We start from the raw sequence: 15,913 nt of genomic DNA, 5'->3' as shown, positions 1-15,913 counted from the left end.
GGCTAAGACACTCCAAGATGACTGACGCGACCGCCGACGACGGGGCCGACGGCCCGGTCGTCGTCGACCTCCACTCTTCTTGTACCACGCAGGACGTCGCCACGGGTGAACGCTACCGCGCGACGGTCAACGGCGTCGTCGAGTACGGCGTCTTCGTCGACCTCTCCGAGAACGTCTCCGGACTCGTCCACGAGTCCACGTTCGACGGCGACGAGGACTTCGACGTCGGCGACGAGACCGTCGTCCACCTCACCGAGATTCGGGACAACGGCGACCTGAGTTTCGAACTCGCGGACCCCGACGACCCCGAGACGGTCGACCGCGCCCACGACTACGAGCGCACCGCCGCGGCCTCGGTCGGCGACCGGGTCGGCGACACCGTCCACGTCGAGGGCGAAGTCGTCCAAATCAAGCAGACCGCCGGCCCCACCATCTTCCGGGTGCGAGACGAGACCAACGCGGTGCCGTGTACCGCCTTCGAGGACGCCGGCGTCCGCGCCCACCCCGACGTCGAGGTCGGTGACTTCGTCCACGTCAACGGCGAGGTCGAGGAACGCGAGGGCACCTACCAGATAGAAGTCGGTTCGCTGGACGTGCTCGACGGCGACGAGAGCGCCGACGTCGCTCGCCGCCTCGACGCCGCGTTCGCCGAGCAGGCCGAACCCGTCGACACCGAACCGCTCGTCGAGTGGCCGGCGCTCGAACAGATGATTCCGGGCCTCCGCGACGTGGCGCGCACGCTCCGCCGCGCCGTCCTCGAAGGCCGCCCGATTCGGATGCGCCACCACGCCGACGGCGACGGCATGTGCGCGAGCGTCCCCGTCCAGTACGCGCTCACGCAGTTCATTGAGGACGCCCACCACGACGAGGACGCCGCTCGCCACCTCCTCAAGCGCCTCCCGAGCAAGGCGCCGTACTACGAGATGGAAGACGCCACCCGGGACCTGAACTTCGCGCTGGAGGACCGCGCGCGCCACGGCCAGAAACTCCCGCTCCTCCTGATGCTTGACAACGGCAGCACCGAGGAGGACACGCCCGCGTACAAGACCCTCGACCACTACGACATCCCCATCGTCGTCGTCGACCACCACCACCCCGACCCCGAGGCGGTCGACCCGCTCGTCGACGAGCACGTCAACCCCTACCTCCACGGCGAGGACTACCGCATCACGACGGGGATGCTCTGCGTCGAACTCGCGCGCATGATTTACCCGGGCCTCACCGACGAACTCGAACACGTCCCGGCGGTCGCCGGCCTCTCGGACCGCTCGAAGGCCGACGCGATGACCGACTACCTCGACCTCGCGCGCGACGCCGGCTACGACGAGGAGTTCCTCCAGCAGATTAGCGAGGCGCTGGACTACGAGGCGTACATGCTCCGCTACGACCCCGGCACGCAACTCATCAACGACGTGTTGAACGTGAACGGCGACGACGAGCGCCACCGCGAACTCGTGCCGTTCCTCGCGGAGCGCGCCGACGAGGACGTCGCCGAGCAGTTAGACGCCGCCGAGAGCCACGTCGAACACGAGCGCGTCGCGAACGGCGCGAACCTCTACCGCATCGACGTGGAGAACCACGCCCACCGGTTCACGTACCCCGCGCCCGGCAAGACGACGGGCGAGATTCACGACCGCAAGGTCGAGGAGACGGGTGAACCCGTCATCACCATCGGCTACGGCCCCGACTTCGCCGTGCTCCGGTCGGACGGCGTGCGCCTCGACATCCCGACGATGGTCGAGGACCTGAACGACGAACTGCCCGGCGCCGGCGTCTCCGGCGGCGGCCACCTCGTCGTCGGCTCGATTCGGTTCGTGCCGGGGATGCGCGAGGAGGTCCTCGACGCGCTCATCGAGAAGATGGCGGAAGCCGAACTCGACGAGGAACTCCGGAGCGCCCCCCAGCGGTAGTCACTCGGCGAACTCGATTCTTCTCGCGGCCAGCGCACCGGCCAGCCCCGCGGCCGCGACCAGTCCGCCCAGGCCGACCGGCAACCGCCACGCGCCGCCCCGCCAGTCCGCGGTGAACGCGCGCTCGTAGTAGCCCGCGATTCGGTCGTCGTCCACGACCGCGACGACTTCGCGGTTCTCCGTGGCCGCGTGGTCGTTCCAGTTCAGGCTCCCGACGAGCGCGCGCTCCCCGTCGGCGACCGCGCCCTTCACGTGAATCTTGTCGAACCGCGAGCGCGGTTCCACGAGGCGCGCCCGCAAGTCCAGGTTCTCGCGGTCGGCGACCGAACGCAGGCGCTCCGTAACGTTCCGATTTTCTTCCTGCGAGTACCACGTCCCGGACAGCAACACGCGCACGCTGACGCCGCGTCGCGCCGCGGCTATCGTCCAGTTCACGAACGCGCTCTGCGGGTCTAAGGATACCTGTTGGACGACCAGCGAGTCGTCGGCGGCCGCCACGAACTCGCGGACGCCCCGGCGCGCGTTGTCCGGTGCTAGGAGGACGCGCACTTCGTCGGCCCGCGCGCTCATTGCCGGGAATCGCGTCGGATACGACTCGGTCGCGGGGTCGTCGCCGACGAGCGTGGTGTTCTCGCGGATGTCCGCCCACGGTTTGGCGTCCGGCCAGCCGGTGTCCGCGCGGAACACGCGAGCGAGGTAGTCGGCGACGCCGCCGTCGCGGAGCGTCACGCCCCACCCTCGGCTGGCGTGACCCCCCGTACCGGCCGGCTTCCAGTTCTCCGAGAGCACGACGGCGCGGTCGTCGGCGACGGCGTACTTCGCGTGGTGGAAACTGTACCGCGCGCGCTCGCCGTCCACGACTCGCACGTCGACGCCGACCTCGGCGAGGGCGTCGAGACGTGCGCCCTCCGAGCGCGGCATCCCGCCCGCCACGCCGCCTTCCACGAGCACGCGCACGTCCACGCCCCGGCGCTCCGCGGCGGCGAGCGCTCGCGTCACGCGCTCGGACGTGAGCGTGTATCCGGCGAGGTAGAGTCGGGCGTCGGCGCTCTCCACGACCGACAGCGGCGGCCCCGGATTGTCTGGGAGCACGAACCCGGTGACCGAGACGTCACGCGCGGAAAACACGGGGAAGTCGGTCGCGCCCAGGGGCGTCCACTCGGTGCCGTTCCACGACTCGGCGGTCGGCGCGTCCGGGTACGCCAGCGCGTCCACGCGGTCGCCGTCAGCGCGGAGTTCGACGCGCTCGCCCCCGTTCGCCAGCGACAGGTCGCCGCTGAGCGCGACGGCCGGGAGGTCGGTTCGATTTCGGGCCGCGGACGGGGCCGTGGAGAGCGCGACCGTCCCCGAAAGCGTGCGGTTCGGGAGCGCGACCGCGGTGTCGCCGTCGGTGAGCGTCCACCCGGTCGTGTTCGTCGGCTCGTCGAAGGTGACGGCGACGAACTCCCCGCGGTCGCCGTCGCTCGCCGGGTTCGGCGCGACAGCGGTGATGGTCGCCGACGCGAGCAGGACGGCGACCGCGACTCTCGCGAGCACGCCACCGGGTGGTCCCGTCCTCGCACTTGAACCTACGCGACGCTACCGGACGGGAAAACGGGGGAGAGTTCGAGATTACGCGGCGGCTTCCGCGGTGTCGCTGTCGAGCGCGTCGTCGGCCTTCGCGGCCTCCTGTTCGACGATGTACGACTCGTCGTCGGCGTACTCAGCGGCGGCTTCGAGCGCGCTCTCGGTGCCGATTTGGACGAGCGCCCACGCCGCCGAGGCGCGCACGGTGTCCGACTCGTCGTCGGCGAGCGCGTCCGCGAGCGGGTCGATGGCGCGCGTGTCGCCGATGAGACCGAGCGAGCGCGCGGCCTGACTGCGTACGTCAGCGACGTCCACGTCGAGTTGGTTCGCGACGAGTTGGGTGGAGTCCTCGCTCCCGATTTCGCCGACCGCCTTCAGCGCGGTCGTCTGGAGCGTGACGTTGCTGCCGTCGTCGTCGGCGTAGTCCTCGATGTGTTCGAGACCGTCCTCGCTCCCGATTTTCCCGACGATTTCGACGGCCTTCTCGTCGCGGCGCGCGGCGCGCTGGCCGACCTCGTCGAGGGCCTCCTCCTTGGCGACGTGGAGGAGCGCGTCGAGGCAGTGGCGCTCCATGAACTCGGAGTCGCCCATGTGCTCCATGCAGAGCAGAATCATCTCGACGTTCCCGCGTTTCTCCCACTCCTTCAGGGCGGTCCACTCCGGCGGGAAGTCCTTGTGCTTCTGCCCCATCACGTCGTAGTAGCCCTCGGCGCGGAGCTTCTGGCGGACGGAGAGGTCGTCCCACGCCTGGGCGTCCTCCACGCCGTCGGCGAGGCCGTCGGCGGCCTCGACGAGCGCCGCGATGTCGTCGGCGTCCTCGTCTGCGTCGAGGTCCGCGGTCTCGATTGCGTCCACGACGCCGTCGAGGTCGCCCGCGAGGTCCTCCGGCGACGCGTCCGCGGTCGCGTCGAAGGACTCGTCGAGCACGTCGCCCGCGTCGTCGAGGAACGCGCTCACGGCATCGGCGAGTTCGTCTTCGCCCTGTTCGGTCCAGCGCGTGCTCTCGATGGTAGACTGGGCGTCCTCGACGGTTTCGACGGCGTCGGCGGCGTACGGACCGCGCTGCTCGTCGAGGTCACTGCGGAGTTCGTCGATTCGGGACTGGAGGGCCTCCTCGCGGCTCTCCTCGTCCTCGTCGTCGGGCTCCGGCAGGTCGGCGGCCTCGACGTCGCTCTCCACGCCGTCGAGTGTCGCCTCGACGTCGTCGAGGTCGGCCTCCGTCTCGGCGGCTTCGAGCGCCTCGCCGGCGTCGTCGAGCCGCGATTCCAGCGTGTCGGCGTCGAGTTCCGTCGTCGACTCGTCGGCCGACTCCTCGGGTGCGTCTTCGGGTTCCTCGTCCCCGTCGCTCATACCAATGGCTTCCGCCAGCGCGCCTATGAGCGTTTCCCTTCGCTCCGCCAGTAGAACCGCGGCGCGAGCGCGAGATACGCCAGCGCCCACGCCAACAGGGCACGCGGGAACACGCGACCTGCGAGCGCCGGCACCAGAACTGCGGCGGCCTGCACGACACCCATCGCGAGCGCGTCCCGCGGGAGCAAGTCCGGGTACTCGACGGTAGAGACCATCAGCGGCGTCAGAAGCAGTGTGGCGCCCACGACGACGCGCGGGTCGCCGACGCCCGCGAGCACGCCCGCCGCGAGCAGGGTCGCCGCGAGCGTCGTCGGCACGCCCTCGGTGTGGGCGTTCCCCGTGTCGTAGGCGGTGTAGAGGCCGAGGCGAATCACGCCCGCGGCGACGAATAGCGCGCCCGCCGCGACGGCGAGCGCGCCCCACGCGCTCTCGAATCCCCACGCGTCGCGGGCGACGACGGCGACCAGCGCCGCGGGCGCGACGCCGAACGACGCCACGTCCGCCAGCGAGTCGAGGTGCTGTCCGGCGGGCGTCGACCCGTACCGGCGCGCGAGCAGGCCGTCGAGTCCGTCAGCGATGGCCGCGAGCAACACGAGCCGGGCCGCCAGCCCGACGTCCACCGTCGCCGCCACCACCGCAACGAACCCCAGCGCCGCGTTCGCCGCCGTCACGACGTCCGCGACGCCCAACCGGCCCACGAAGCGGGGGCGCATGTCACGCCAAACTCGGCAGGCGTCCTTACGTGTTTACATCCGCGACCGGGCCGTCCCCCGGCCCGCGCCGGATTCGACGCCCGTACCAAGCCGCCTAAATGCCCGACCCACCGAGTGTCTCGTATGCAACGCCGGGCGTTCCTCGCTTCGGGTGCCGCACTCGCGACCACTGCGCTCGCCGGCTGTCTCGGCCCGTCGCTCGCGTCCTCCGAGTACGACATCGGCATGCAGTCCAACGCGTTCGTCCCCAAGCCCGCCGTCGACGACACGAGCCAGCCGACGTTCGAGGCGTCGGTCGGCGACACCGTCGTCTGGGCGAACTCCGGGTCTCGGAACCACACGGTCACCGGATACGACTCCGGCATCCCCGACGGCGCCGACTACTTCGCCTCCGGCGGCTTCGAGGACGAACAGAGCGCGCGGAACGCCTGGGAGAACAGCCTCGGCGGCGGCGGCATCGTCGCCCCCGGCGAGACCTACGAACACACCTTCGAGGTGCCCGGCGACTACTACTACTTCTGTATCCCCCACGAGAGCGCGGGGATGCGCGGTCGCGTCCTCGTCACCGAGTGAGCCGCGTCGCCGTCACCGACTCGCCGCTCGGGACGGTGCCACCGCTGGCCGGTGAGCGCGAATAGAAAGTCCGGAATCGAGTGGCGTCGTTACGCCTCGTCCTCTTCCTCGACGTCCACGGAGGTCTCCTCTTCCTCGTGGACCTCCTCGGGGTGCGCGACGAGCGTCGTCTTCTGGACCTCGACGCGGCGCAGCGGGTAGATGGTGTTCGCTTCGCCGTAAATCGCCGAGGACAGACGGCCCTCGAGCGCGGAGTCGACGAGCGACTCGAACGTGCGCTCCTCGCCGGCTTCCTCGACGAGGTCGATCATCGTGCGGCGGATGGCCTTCTGCTGGCTCTGGTCGGCCTGCTTGGTCGTGTACGCGACGGGCTGAATCTGGACGCGGTAGTCGTCCGTCGTCAGCACCGTGATTGCGCACTCGATCTTCGAAGAGCCGCGGCGCACGAGACTGCGCTTGTAGTCACGCGTCAGCTCGGACTTCACGAACTCGGTCGACGCGGTGTCGCTGCCCACGTCCGTAATCTGGAACGTGAGCTTGATGTTGTTCTCGCCGCCGTCGGTGAGTTCCGAGAGCGTCGTCTGGATGGTTCGGTCGTAGACCTGTTCGGGTTCTTCAGCGAGGGTCTCACCGAGCTCTTGCCGGTCGAACTCCTCCGGCGCGAGGACGGTGTACCACCGCTTCTCCTGGTTCTGCTTGGATACGGAACGTTCGCTCATGATTGGTGTGTGGTGTGTCGGTGTGCGTGCTGTGCGACTTCCGAAGCGACGGTGAGGTTGACGACGTAGTCGTCGAGCGTGGACTGGAGGCCGCCGGTGTCGTCGCGCTCGATGCGCGTCACGACGGCACCGTCCTCCACGCCGGTCTGCATCTCGTCGGTGTTGTCCGGGCGGACGCAGGCCGCGACCAACTCGGGGTCCGCGACCTCGGTACGGACGGTGGCGGTGCGGGTCACAGTTCACCCCGCACTGTCTCCAGTAGGTCGTTGGTCGCGTCGGCGACGGCGAGCGTCTCGGTGCCCACGCCACCCGGAAGCACGTCGCGTGCGTCCGCGTCCGTGGTCGCGAGCGCTGCCGCGTCCTCGCCGACTGCGAGGACGGCCGGCTCGACCGAACGGTAGTCTCTGACGAGTCGCGCGACGGTCGGCTGTGCGGCGTCCGCGTCGACCGCGACGACGCCGCTGTGGCGCGCCGGGTCGGCCGCGCGGACGACGCGGTGTGCCTCGCTGGCGTGGACTTTCCACGCGTCCAGCGCGGCGGGCGCGTCGGCGGCACCGAGCGCGAGCGCGACCCCGAGTCCGGGGGCGTCGAACGCCAGCGCGCCGAGCACGTCCGCGTACCCCTCGACGGTCTCGAACGGACCGTCCGGGGTCTCGTGCGGGCGCAGCACGTCGCTCACGGCGTCGGCCGCGCGCTCCGTCGCGTCCCCGGTGGCGTCCAGCGCCACGGCGGACGCAAGTCGGCGGCGCGCGCTCTCGTCGAGTTCCGGCGGCAACGCCAGTTCGGAGAGCGTCGCGCCCGCCGCCTGTTCGTCCCCGGAGAACGACGCGTGGACGAGCGTGGAGTGCGCCAGCCCCGCCGCGAGGTCCGCGGTCGGAATCCCGGCCCCCGGACGCCGCGACAGGTCGGCGGCCGAACGCACCGCACTCGACGGCTCGCCGCCGTCGGCGAGCGCGCCGGCGAACGCCAACACCGCACTCGGGTCGCTTCCTGCCTCCGTCGCAACCTCGAACGCCTCGTTCGGCGCGTCGCCCGCGAACACCGCGTCCGCGGCCGGCGCGTCGAACCCGACGGCGACGTGGGTCGCGTCCACTGCATCCGGCGCCGGCGCGGACCGCGCGACGCGCACCTGGTACGGCACGTCGCGCTGTCCGCACGCCCCGGCCACCAGCGCGGCGGCCGCGACGCTCCCGCCGGTCGGCGCGGCGGTCACGCGGACGAACTCCGCGTCCACCAGCGCCGAAACGGCGTCCGGCTCAGTCGATGCAGCGCTGCGACCCGTCGTCGCCATCTATTCGAGCAGCTCGACCGCGCGCTCGTACGAGTACGTGAAGTCCGCGTCGAGTTCGTCGCCGCGGTAGTAGTCCGCGAGGCGGCGAATCTTCGACTGGACGTTCTGCAGCGCGCGCTTGTTCTGGTGGTCCTGCCCGTTCTCGTCGACGTGCTCCTGCAGGCGGACGGCCTTCTCCAGGAGGTTACGGAAGTCCTCCGGGAGGTCCGAGGCGGCGTCGTTCTCCTCCAGAATCTCGGTGACCTTCTTCCCGGTCGCCAGCTTGACGTCCGGAATCGGCGTGCCCTGCACGCCCTCGTCGCGAAGCTTCAAGCCGATCTGCGAGGGGTCGTGCCCCTGCTCGGCGAGCTCCACGACGCGGTCCTCGACTGCGTCTTCGTCTACGTCGCTCCACTCCGGCGGTTCGTCTGCCGTCGGGCGGTCCGAACCGCTCGAACCGCGACGGCGCGTGTGCATTCGTGCCATTGTTCGGATTGGAACAACACGAAACGCTAGCGACGCAGCTGCGTCGCGACACTACCGCAGTCCCGAGTCGCGCGAGAAACGCGGCGCGAGCCGCCGAAAGCGCGACGAGTCAGATCTACGGCCGTGTGGCTCCCTACGAACGCGAAGGCGCGTCGCCGGCTAAAACGTTTGCATATCGACTGCCCGCGAATCGCGGGGTTTATCAACGACCCCGGGCAACGAATGGATGCGTTCGAGGGCTCGTAGATCAGTGGTAGATCATCCCCCTGGCACGGGGAAGGCCTCGGGTTCAAATCCCGACGAGTCCACTTCCTTTCGCTCACTTCGTTCGCTCAGTCGATGAATTAGGCAATCGGCTGTCTCGACGGGGTACGGGTACGAGCCCGCGACGAGGGTCGCGGCCTCCCGTTCGGTCGTTGCGCCCCTCGTCGCACTCAGAGGGAGAACCGGAGGGGCCGTTCGGTTCTCCCTTCGGGGTGTGATAAGGCCACTAATTCAAAACGCACCGCGCTCAGTCAGCACACGAACGTCCCCGGTTCAGTACCACAATCACGCCGAGGTTCGGCGACCAGATTCCCCTCAAATAGCCACTCATCCGGTCTCGTAGGTACCACGTTGACACGGAATCACCACCACCGTCCTACAGTGAAGCTAACACTTATCCGGCGGCGGTGACAGTCATTGGCATGACCGAGGATTCTGGCGACGGCGACCGGCAGGCGAACCCTGAGTCCACACACAGTGGCGCCGGTCCAACCTTCTCGACCGGTCTCCTGGAAACCGATTACGTGTTCGAGGCGTTGGCCACCCCCGACGCCGGTACCTCTGTTACACGCTGCTCGAAGCCACCGAGTGGACGCTCACCGAACTGGCGACGAAACTGGCCGCGTGGGAGCACGACATTTCCGAGAGCAAGGTAAGCGACGACCAGCGTAGCCGCGTCTACGTCTCGCTGTTCCACGCCCACATCCCGAAACTCGTCGCGGACGACATCATCGAGTTCGACGCGGATACCGAAACGATTGTCGCCGGTCCGAACGCCGAGCAGGTCTTAGCCGCGCTCGAAGGCATCGGCGCCAGCCTCGACGCCTACCAGGAAGACCACGCGCGGAGAGACATGGAATGACCGAACACGAACAGAGCAACGGCGGCGCCAGCGACGACAACGTCCAAGAGTCGGCGATCACTCCACAGATGCAGGTTGCACAACGCCATTACAATCCGGTTGAGGACAGCGATTTGACGACTACGCTCGTGTACGCGCTCGCGGAGGCACGCGACATCGACCCGACGGAACTCAAGCACCCACCACTGTACGAGGTGGTCGACGTGGCGGGCATCGAGCAAGCCCTGTTCAAATCGCACAGTCACGAACAGGCCGAGAAAGCGATGGGCAGCGTCGAGTTCACCTACGAGGAGTTTCGCGTGACAGTGAGTAGCGACGGCTGGGTGCAAGTCTACGCCACCAGCCAGTCCTGACGCTCGCGAACCCCCGGGGTTTTGCGCGCTGAGAATTCGGTTCCGAGATACGCACGCGAGACGCGCGAGGTCGTGTGTACGTTCGCCCGCCCATCGTGCTCGCCAGCGCGAACCGGGCGATTCCCTCTCGAATCCGTAACACCGCGAACACCTTTCTTCCCCCTCGAACTGCAACTTCTCGCGGTGTTTCCGATACCGTTTGTGGGCTCTCGGCTGCCCGTCGTTTCCCGCGACCCACGTGTTTTTACTCTCGACTGTCGATGACTCCGGCGTGTCATTTCAGCGCGCTAAACCTATCGACGACCTCTACGACGACGTCGCCGACTACGACCTCGTCGTCGTCCCTGACGCGCCACTCGCGAGCGCCCTGAACCGTCGGCTCGAACACCCCCACCTCGGAACCTTCGCCACTACACCACGCCGCATCGCAGCCGGCCGAAAAGAGACCGCCGAGGACCGCCTCGCCTTCCTCGAACTCGTCGAGCACACCGACCTCGGCTGGAAAGCCAGCGCGTACGCCATCGGGAACATCCTCCAGTGCTGGGAACACCAGGCCAGCATCGAGAGTATCCTCGACTACCCAGCGTACGCGGACGCCACCACGCGGGAAGCAGTCGACTACATCCGGGACCTCGACACTACCTCAAGCGCACTCACCGACTATCGAATCGACGACAGTCAGGAGGTCGCGGTCGTCGGTATCGACCAACTCACCGCCCTCGAACGCTCGATTCTCCCCGACGACTACGACACGTACAGCCCATTCGTCGACGACACCTTCGACTATCCCCCGTTCCAGATCTTCAACTCTCCCACCGACATCGTCGACACAGTCGTCGACAACATCGACGCCACTACTGCAGACGAGGTCGCGGTCGTCCTGGACGCGCAGAGCCAGTACTCCACGCTCGTCGAATCAGCACTCGAAGCCGCCGACATCCCCTTCTACGGCGGTCCCGGGTTCACTGACGACCCCGACCACCGCGCGTTCATCCAACTCCTCCGCACCGCGCACGCTGGCACCGACACTCGCGTTCGCGACATTCGACCGCTACTCACGCGTTTCGACCGCGCGCCGAGCGTCGAACACGACCAGAAACGCTTCCGCGATACCTCCGAAGACGCTGTCGCGTGGCTCAGGGACCTCGCTGACACGGTCGTCGAGGGAACGTTCGGCGACGCACTGTCTGTCTACGAGCGTGAAGCCGACCAAGAACTGACCGCGTTCCGGGAGGAACTGGAAGAACTCGGTATCCACGACGAACCAGTCACCGAACGGAGCGTCGATAACCTCACCTTCTACCTCGACGCGTACGAGGTCCCAGTCGACCGGGACAACGACGGCGTCCTCCTCGCGGATGCGACCGCCGCCGCGTACGTCGACCGCCCGCTCGTTTTTCACCTCGGACTCGACGACAGCTGGACCCAGACCCCGCCACAACGCCCGTGGGTCGACGAGACCGCACAGTACACGCGAACCATCGACGACTTCCAGTTGCTCCTCCAGAGCGGCGCCAGCCGGCACTACCTCGTGACCGACACCGAGGGCGGGACGCCGGTCACGCCGTGTCTCTACTTCGAGGAACTCCTCGACGAGGACTTCGACCAATTCAGTGACCTCGACTCCGAACGGCACACCCGGCAAACGTCCAGCGAGAAGGCCGGCTTCGAGACCGACGGTCGCTCCCAGAACACCGAAGAAATCGCGACGGTCAGTCAGTCCAGTCTGAACACCTACGTCAACAGTCCTCGCGACTACTACTTCGACCGCCTCCTCGACTCGCCCGACCAAGAGCGATTCCGCGAGGGGACGCTGTTCCACGACTTCGCCGAGTTCTACGTCAATCACCCCGAGTTCGTGGACGACGACACCGTCGCGGACGTCGTCGACCACATGGTCGAAGAAACTGGCGCGCTCGCCAGTTCAATCGACGAGGCGACACGGCGCACGCGGTATCGCGTCGGCGTCGAGACTGTCGTCGAGTACCTCGACGAGACGATGCCAGAGACGGATACGTTCCTCTCACCGACGTCCAACTGGGGTGAGAACACGTTCGCGGAACGGTACGGTCGACCCGCGGACGCGCCGACGACGGAGCGCTGGTTCGAGAACCACGACCTCCACATCGAGGGGAAGATCGACCTCGTCGCCGGTCCACACGAGCTGGTCGACCACAAGAGCCGAAGCTCGCGGAACCGACCCGCGAAGGTCGTGCGGAACGCGAGCGTCGACGACCTGAGTGACACGCCGAACTTCCAGGCGCTGCTCTACCTCACACACTGGCGCTCGGAGAACCCCGGCGAACGCCTCGACTTCACGCTGTTCCAGTTCCTCGCCACCCTCGACGACGCCATCACCGGTGAGTCCGACCTCGAGGAGTGTCTCACCACGGTCACGTACTACCCGTACTCCTTCCCGGTCTTCGCACAGTCCCAGGAAGCCTACGCCCGGCTCTCCGACGAGGCGGGCGGTGATGGCAGGAAGACGCTCTCGAAAGCGAGTTACGACGACTACTTCGAAGCCTTCGACACCACGGACTTCCCGAATACCCGAGACAAGAACGAACTCTTGGAGAGCGAGTTCGCGGACGAACTCACGAGTATCATGGAGGATGCCGTCGGCGACTTCAAGTACGTCAGGAACGGCTGTAAGCAACTGCTCCGACAGCTCGACCGCATCCACCGACGGAACTTTTTCGCGGGCGACGTCGACGCGTTCGAATCGTTCGTCGAGACCCAACTCGACGTGCTGAACGCTCGCCGGAGGGGCGAGGAGCGCTTCCCCATCGAGGGACCAGCAGGTGAACCGAGCTATCGCCGCGTCGACCACCGCGACCTCCTCCTGGAGGGCCACCATGACTGAGCCATCTCCGAACCCCGAACAGCAGTATCTCATCGACCACATCGACGGTCTGTATCGCGTCGACGCCGGCGCCGGTACGGGCAAGACGTTCACCGTCACGCGTCGCTACGCCCGAATCGTCGACCAAGACGGCGTCGAGCCCGACGACGTGTTGTTGGCGACGTTCACCGACAACGCCGCCAGCGAGATGAAAGACCGCATCGTCTCCCACTCCGACTACGGGATGCGCGCGCTCGCCGACGCACCCATCCAGACGTTCCACTCGCTGTGCCACGACCTCCTCGAAGAACACGGCCACGACGCCCCTCGTCACCTCGGGCTCGACGACCACATCACGGGCACCACTCGCCTCGTCGAGAACGACGTCGGCGAGGAAGCACTCTTCCGAGAGTTCGCCAACCAGTTCACCGACGCCCACCCCGAGTACCACGACACGCTGCGCGCCGTCGACGACCCCGTGGAGCTACTGGAGTTGATTCGCCAGCTCGCCGCGAAAGGCGTCTTCCCCGAAGCAGACGGCTGGTACCGCGACGGCGAGGAACACCTCGACGGTGACTTCGACGCCTTTCAGGACATCTTCGAGACGCAAAACGAACCACGAAACGACGGCAACAAGCAGTCCGAACTCCGCGCGGAACTCGTCGAGTACGGCAAGAACAGCACGTACCGACCGGACGCCCCGAGTCGCAGCGACCTTCGGGGGAGCGGGAAACAGGTCCCCAGCGTGGTCGCGAACACTGCCTTCGAATCGGACCGCAGCGACCTGAAGGCGTTCGTCCACGACGTCTACTTCGAGTACTTGGCGTTCGCGCTCCGCCGGAACTACCTCACCTTCGGCTTCCTCCAGTTGTTCGCGTTCGTCCTCCTCTGTGAGAATCACACCGTCCGTGAGGCAGTCGACTTCGAGTACGTGATGATCGACGAGTTCCAGGACACCAGCGAGATTCAATTCGAGCTCGCGTTACTCCTCGCCGGCACCAACAATCTCTGCGTGGTCGGCGACTGGAAGCAGAGCATCTACAGCTTCCAGTACGCCGACGTCGACAACATCGTCGAGTTCGCCGACCGCATCGACGCGTTCGCCGACAGCTTGAATCGCGACCACGAGCGCGTGACCTGGTCGACCGAGCCAGTGGAGACCGTCGAGTTGACCGAGAACTATCGGTCCACCCAGCAGATTCTCGACTTCTCCGAGGAGACTCTCCTCACGCCCGCGGCCAGTCGCGACAGCGTCGATACCGACAGCGTTCGCGAGAACGTCGTTTCCCTCGACGCGGCCACCGACCACGACCACACCCGAATCGAAGCCATCCAGAGCTCCGACGAAGAGGAAGCGATTCTAGAGAAAGTCCAATCTATCGTCGGGAACGACGCCTATCAGGTCGAGGACGACGACGGGAACCTTCGGACGCCCGAGTACGGGGACATCGCGGTGGTGACGCGGACGCGAGACTTCGGGCGTGAGTTACTCGCGACCGCCCGCGAGTACGGCCTCCCGATGGCGTACGAGGGCGGCATCGAGTTGTTCCGAACAGACCAAGCGAAACTCCTCCTCGCGTGGCTCCGCATCCTCGAAGACGACTCTGACCGCGGCTGGGCGGTCGTTCTCGAAGACGCCGGCTACACGCTGGACACCGTCGATACCATCCTCGACGAAGCGACGTACCCAGAGGACATGGCGGCGTTCCGCGACTCGCTGGCGGACATGGACACCCTCGCTGGGGTCGCGCAACGCGTCTTCGACCACTACGGCTACGACGACGCCACCGCCGACGTCGTCCTCCAGACCGTTCAGTCCGTCCACGACACGACTACGTTGACTCGGGGCGACCTCATTCGGTTCGTCGAAGACAGCATCGACGCGGGCAGCACTCACGAAGTGCACGCCGGCGAAGGCACGGACTCCGTGACCGTCCAGACCATCCACGCGACGAAGGGACTCGAATACCCCATCGTCGTGCTGGCGAACATGAATCAGGGCGCGTTCCCGCCGCGTGGCGGCAGCGACGGCACCATCACCTACGACGAGCCAGTCGGCCTCCGCCAACACGACGTGTACGACGCCGATGCGTACGACTACCCGCACGTCTACGACAACTGGCGAACCGACATCCTGCAGGCCTGCCTCCAGCGGAACTACGACGAGGAACGCCGCCTCCTGTACGTCGCCGTCACGCGTGCCGAGAGCCACGTCGTCTTCACGGCCAGCGACCGCCCCAACACCTTCATCGAGGAACTCCCCGTCGACGTCGAAACAGTGGAGCCCGACCCGGATTTCGTCGACGCCGAAGACACGAGTCAGTCGACGTTCTCCGTGACGCTCCCCGACGCGGACGGCCCGACCGGCTACGACCCGCACACGCTCATGCGAGACGACGTCTTCGAGGACGTCGACGCGGGACGCGGCACCGAGTTCGGAACCCAAGTCCACGACTTCGCGGAAGCGTACGCCGACGGTGAGGACGTGACGCCGTCGAACGACGACCAACGGCACGTCGCGGCGTTCCTCGACGGCCTCGACGGCGAACTGTCGGTCGAGGTGGACGCACGCCTTCCGCTCACCGTCGACGGCGACGACGTGTCGATTTCGGGCGTCGTCGACTTGGTTCACGTCACCGACGACGAGGCGGTGGTCGTCGACTACAAGACCGACCGTGGCCGACACGGCGAACCCGAGTACCGGAAACAAGTGAGCGTCTACTACCACGTCGTCGACGCCGTCTACCCGGACCGGGACGTGTCCGCCCGGATACTCTACACCGAAGACGGCTCGCTCCGAGCGGTCGAACCGATGTCTCGGGAGGCGCTGGCCGAGGTCGTTCGCGGCGTCGCGACCGACGACTGACGGCCCGCCGGGCCGAGTGCCCGCCAGCGGTCTGGCGGTCGATAGTTTCCAGTTCCGTTCCCCCTAGTTTCAATAGCGTGACGCTCCCGCTGTACGGCATTCACGATGAGTCAAGCGACACTCGGTTCTACTCCCTACC

At 67.1% G+C, this 15,913-nt stretch carries 12 protein-coding genes, 1 tRNA gene and 1 pseudogene; 7 read left to right on the top strand and 7 right to left on the bottom strand.

Features of this window, described 5'->3' with window-relative positions:
- Positions 1 to 17 precede the first annotated feature (17 nt).
- Positions 18 to 1,910: a DHH family phosphoesterase gene (locus LT972_RS08430; RefSeq protein ID WP_232569422.1), complete on the top strand. Its 1,893-nt coding sequence runs from the start codon at positions 18 to 20 to the stop codon at positions 1,908 to 1,910.
- Here the strand turns inward: LT972_RS08430 and LT972_RS08425 are convergent, their stop codons facing one another.
- The 3 genes from LT972_RS08425 to LT972_RS08415 all read right to left on the bottom strand — a co-directional run bounded on the left by LT972_RS08425 (position 1,911) and on the right by LT972_RS08415 (position 5,539).
- Positions 1,911 to 3,446, bottom strand: coding sequence for a phospholipase D-like domain-containing protein (locus LT972_RS08425; protein WP_232569420.1), 1,536 nt, complete (start codon positions 3,444 to 3,446; stop codon positions 1,911 to 1,913).
- A 75-nt stretch (positions 3,447 to 3,521) separates the two neighbouring features.
- A complete protein-coding gene (locus tag LT972_RS08420) occupies positions 3,522 to 4,826 on the bottom strand; it encodes a HEAT repeat domain-containing protein (protein WP_232569419.1) in 1,305 nt (434 codons plus the stop codon).
- Positions 4,827 to 4,849: 23 nt separating this feature from the next.
- Positions 4,850 to 5,539 carry a protein sorting system archaetidylserine synthase gene (locus LT972_RS08415; RefSeq protein ID WP_232569417.1) on the bottom strand — a complete coding sequence of 230 codons (690 nt, stop codon included), beginning with the start codon at positions 5,537 to 5,539 and terminating at the stop codon, positions 4,850 to 4,852.
- A 123-nt stretch (positions 5,540 to 5,662) separates the two neighbouring features.
- Here LT972_RS08415 and LT972_RS08410 point away from each other — a divergent pair, with 123 nt between their 5' ends.
- On the top strand, positions 5,663 to 6,112 hold the full coding sequence (locus tag LT972_RS08410) for a plastocyanin/azurin family copper-binding protein (RefSeq protein ID WP_232569415.1): 450 nt from the start codon (positions 5,663 to 5,665) through the stop codon (positions 6,110 to 6,112).
- Between the two features lie 89 nt (positions 6,113 to 6,201).
- Here LT972_RS08410 and LT972_RS08405 read toward each other — a convergent pair whose 3' ends face one another.
- Genes LT972_RS08405 through LT972_RS08390 form a run of 4 tightly spaced genes read right to left on the bottom strand, consistent with a single transcriptional unit; the run spans position 6,202 to position 8,587 of the window.
- Entirely contained in the window at positions 6,202 to 6,831 is a 630-nt protein-coding gene (locus LT972_RS08405; RefSeq protein WP_232569405.1) for a 30S ribosomal protein S3ae, read from the bottom strand.
- Positions 6,828 to 7,067, bottom strand: a complete 240-nt coding sequence (locus LT972_RS08400; protein ID WP_232569403.1) for a KEOPS complex subunit Pcc1 — start codon at positions 7,065 to 7,067, stop codon at positions 6,828 to 6,830. The genes LT972_RS08405 and LT972_RS08400 overlap by 4 nt, the downstream gene beginning before the upstream one ends.
- A complete protein-coding gene (locus LT972_RS08395) occupies positions 7,064 to 8,122 on the bottom strand; it encodes a hypothetical protein (RefSeq protein ID WP_232569402.1) in 1,059 nt (352 codons plus the stop codon). Before LT972_RS08395 ends, LT972_RS08400 begins: the two co-directional genes overlap by 4 nt.
- Positions 8,123 to 8,587 (bottom strand): 30S ribosomal protein S15, encoded by a 465-nt coding sequence (locus LT972_RS08390; RefSeq protein ID WP_232569400.1) that lies wholly within the window; start codon positions 8,585 to 8,587, stop codon positions 8,123 to 8,125.
- 236 nt (positions 8,588 to 8,823) lie between these two features.
- Here LT972_RS08390 and LT972_RS08385 point away from each other — a divergent pair.
- The 5 genes and pseudogenes from LT972_RS08385 to LT972_RS08370 all read left to right on the top strand — a co-directional run bounded on the left by LT972_RS08385 (position 8,824) and on the right by LT972_RS08370 (position 15,774).
- Positions 8,824 to 8,895: transfer RNA gene (locus LT972_RS08385), tRNA-Ala, on the top strand.
- A 509-nt stretch (positions 8,896 to 9,404) separates the two neighbouring features.
- A pseudogene (locus LT972_RS14950) lies at positions 9,405 to 9,713 on the top strand (DUF7344 domain-containing protein); the annotation flags it as partial.
- Entirely contained in the window at positions 9,710 to 10,066 is a 357-nt protein-coding gene (locus tag LT972_RS08380) for a HalOD1 output domain-containing protein (protein ID WP_232569398.1), read from the top strand. The pseudogene LT972_RS14950 and the gene LT972_RS08380, both read left to right, overlap by 4 nt.
- Positions 10,067 to 10,337: 271 nt before the next feature.
- Positions 10,338 to 12,929 carry a PD-(D/E)XK nuclease family protein gene (locus LT972_RS08375; protein WP_232569395.1) on the top strand — a complete coding sequence of 864 codons (2,592 nt, stop codon included), beginning with the start codon at positions 10,338 to 10,340 and terminating at the stop codon, positions 12,927 to 12,929.
- Entirely contained in the window at positions 12,922 to 15,774 is a 2,853-nt protein-coding gene (locus tag LT972_RS08370; RefSeq protein ID WP_232569393.1) for a UvrD-helicase domain-containing protein, read from the top strand. Before LT972_RS08375 ends, LT972_RS08370 begins: the two co-directional genes overlap by 8 nt.
- The last annotated feature ends 139 nt before the right edge of the window (positions 15,775 to 15,913 follow it).

This window comes from Halobacterium litoreum (assembly GCF_021233415.1).
GTDB lineage: Archaea > Halobacteriota > Halobacteria > Halobacteriales > Halobacteriaceae > Halobacterium > Halobacterium litoreum.
Note: the sequence above shows the minus strand (reverse complement) of the source record. Positions and strands in the feature narration are given on the sequence as shown.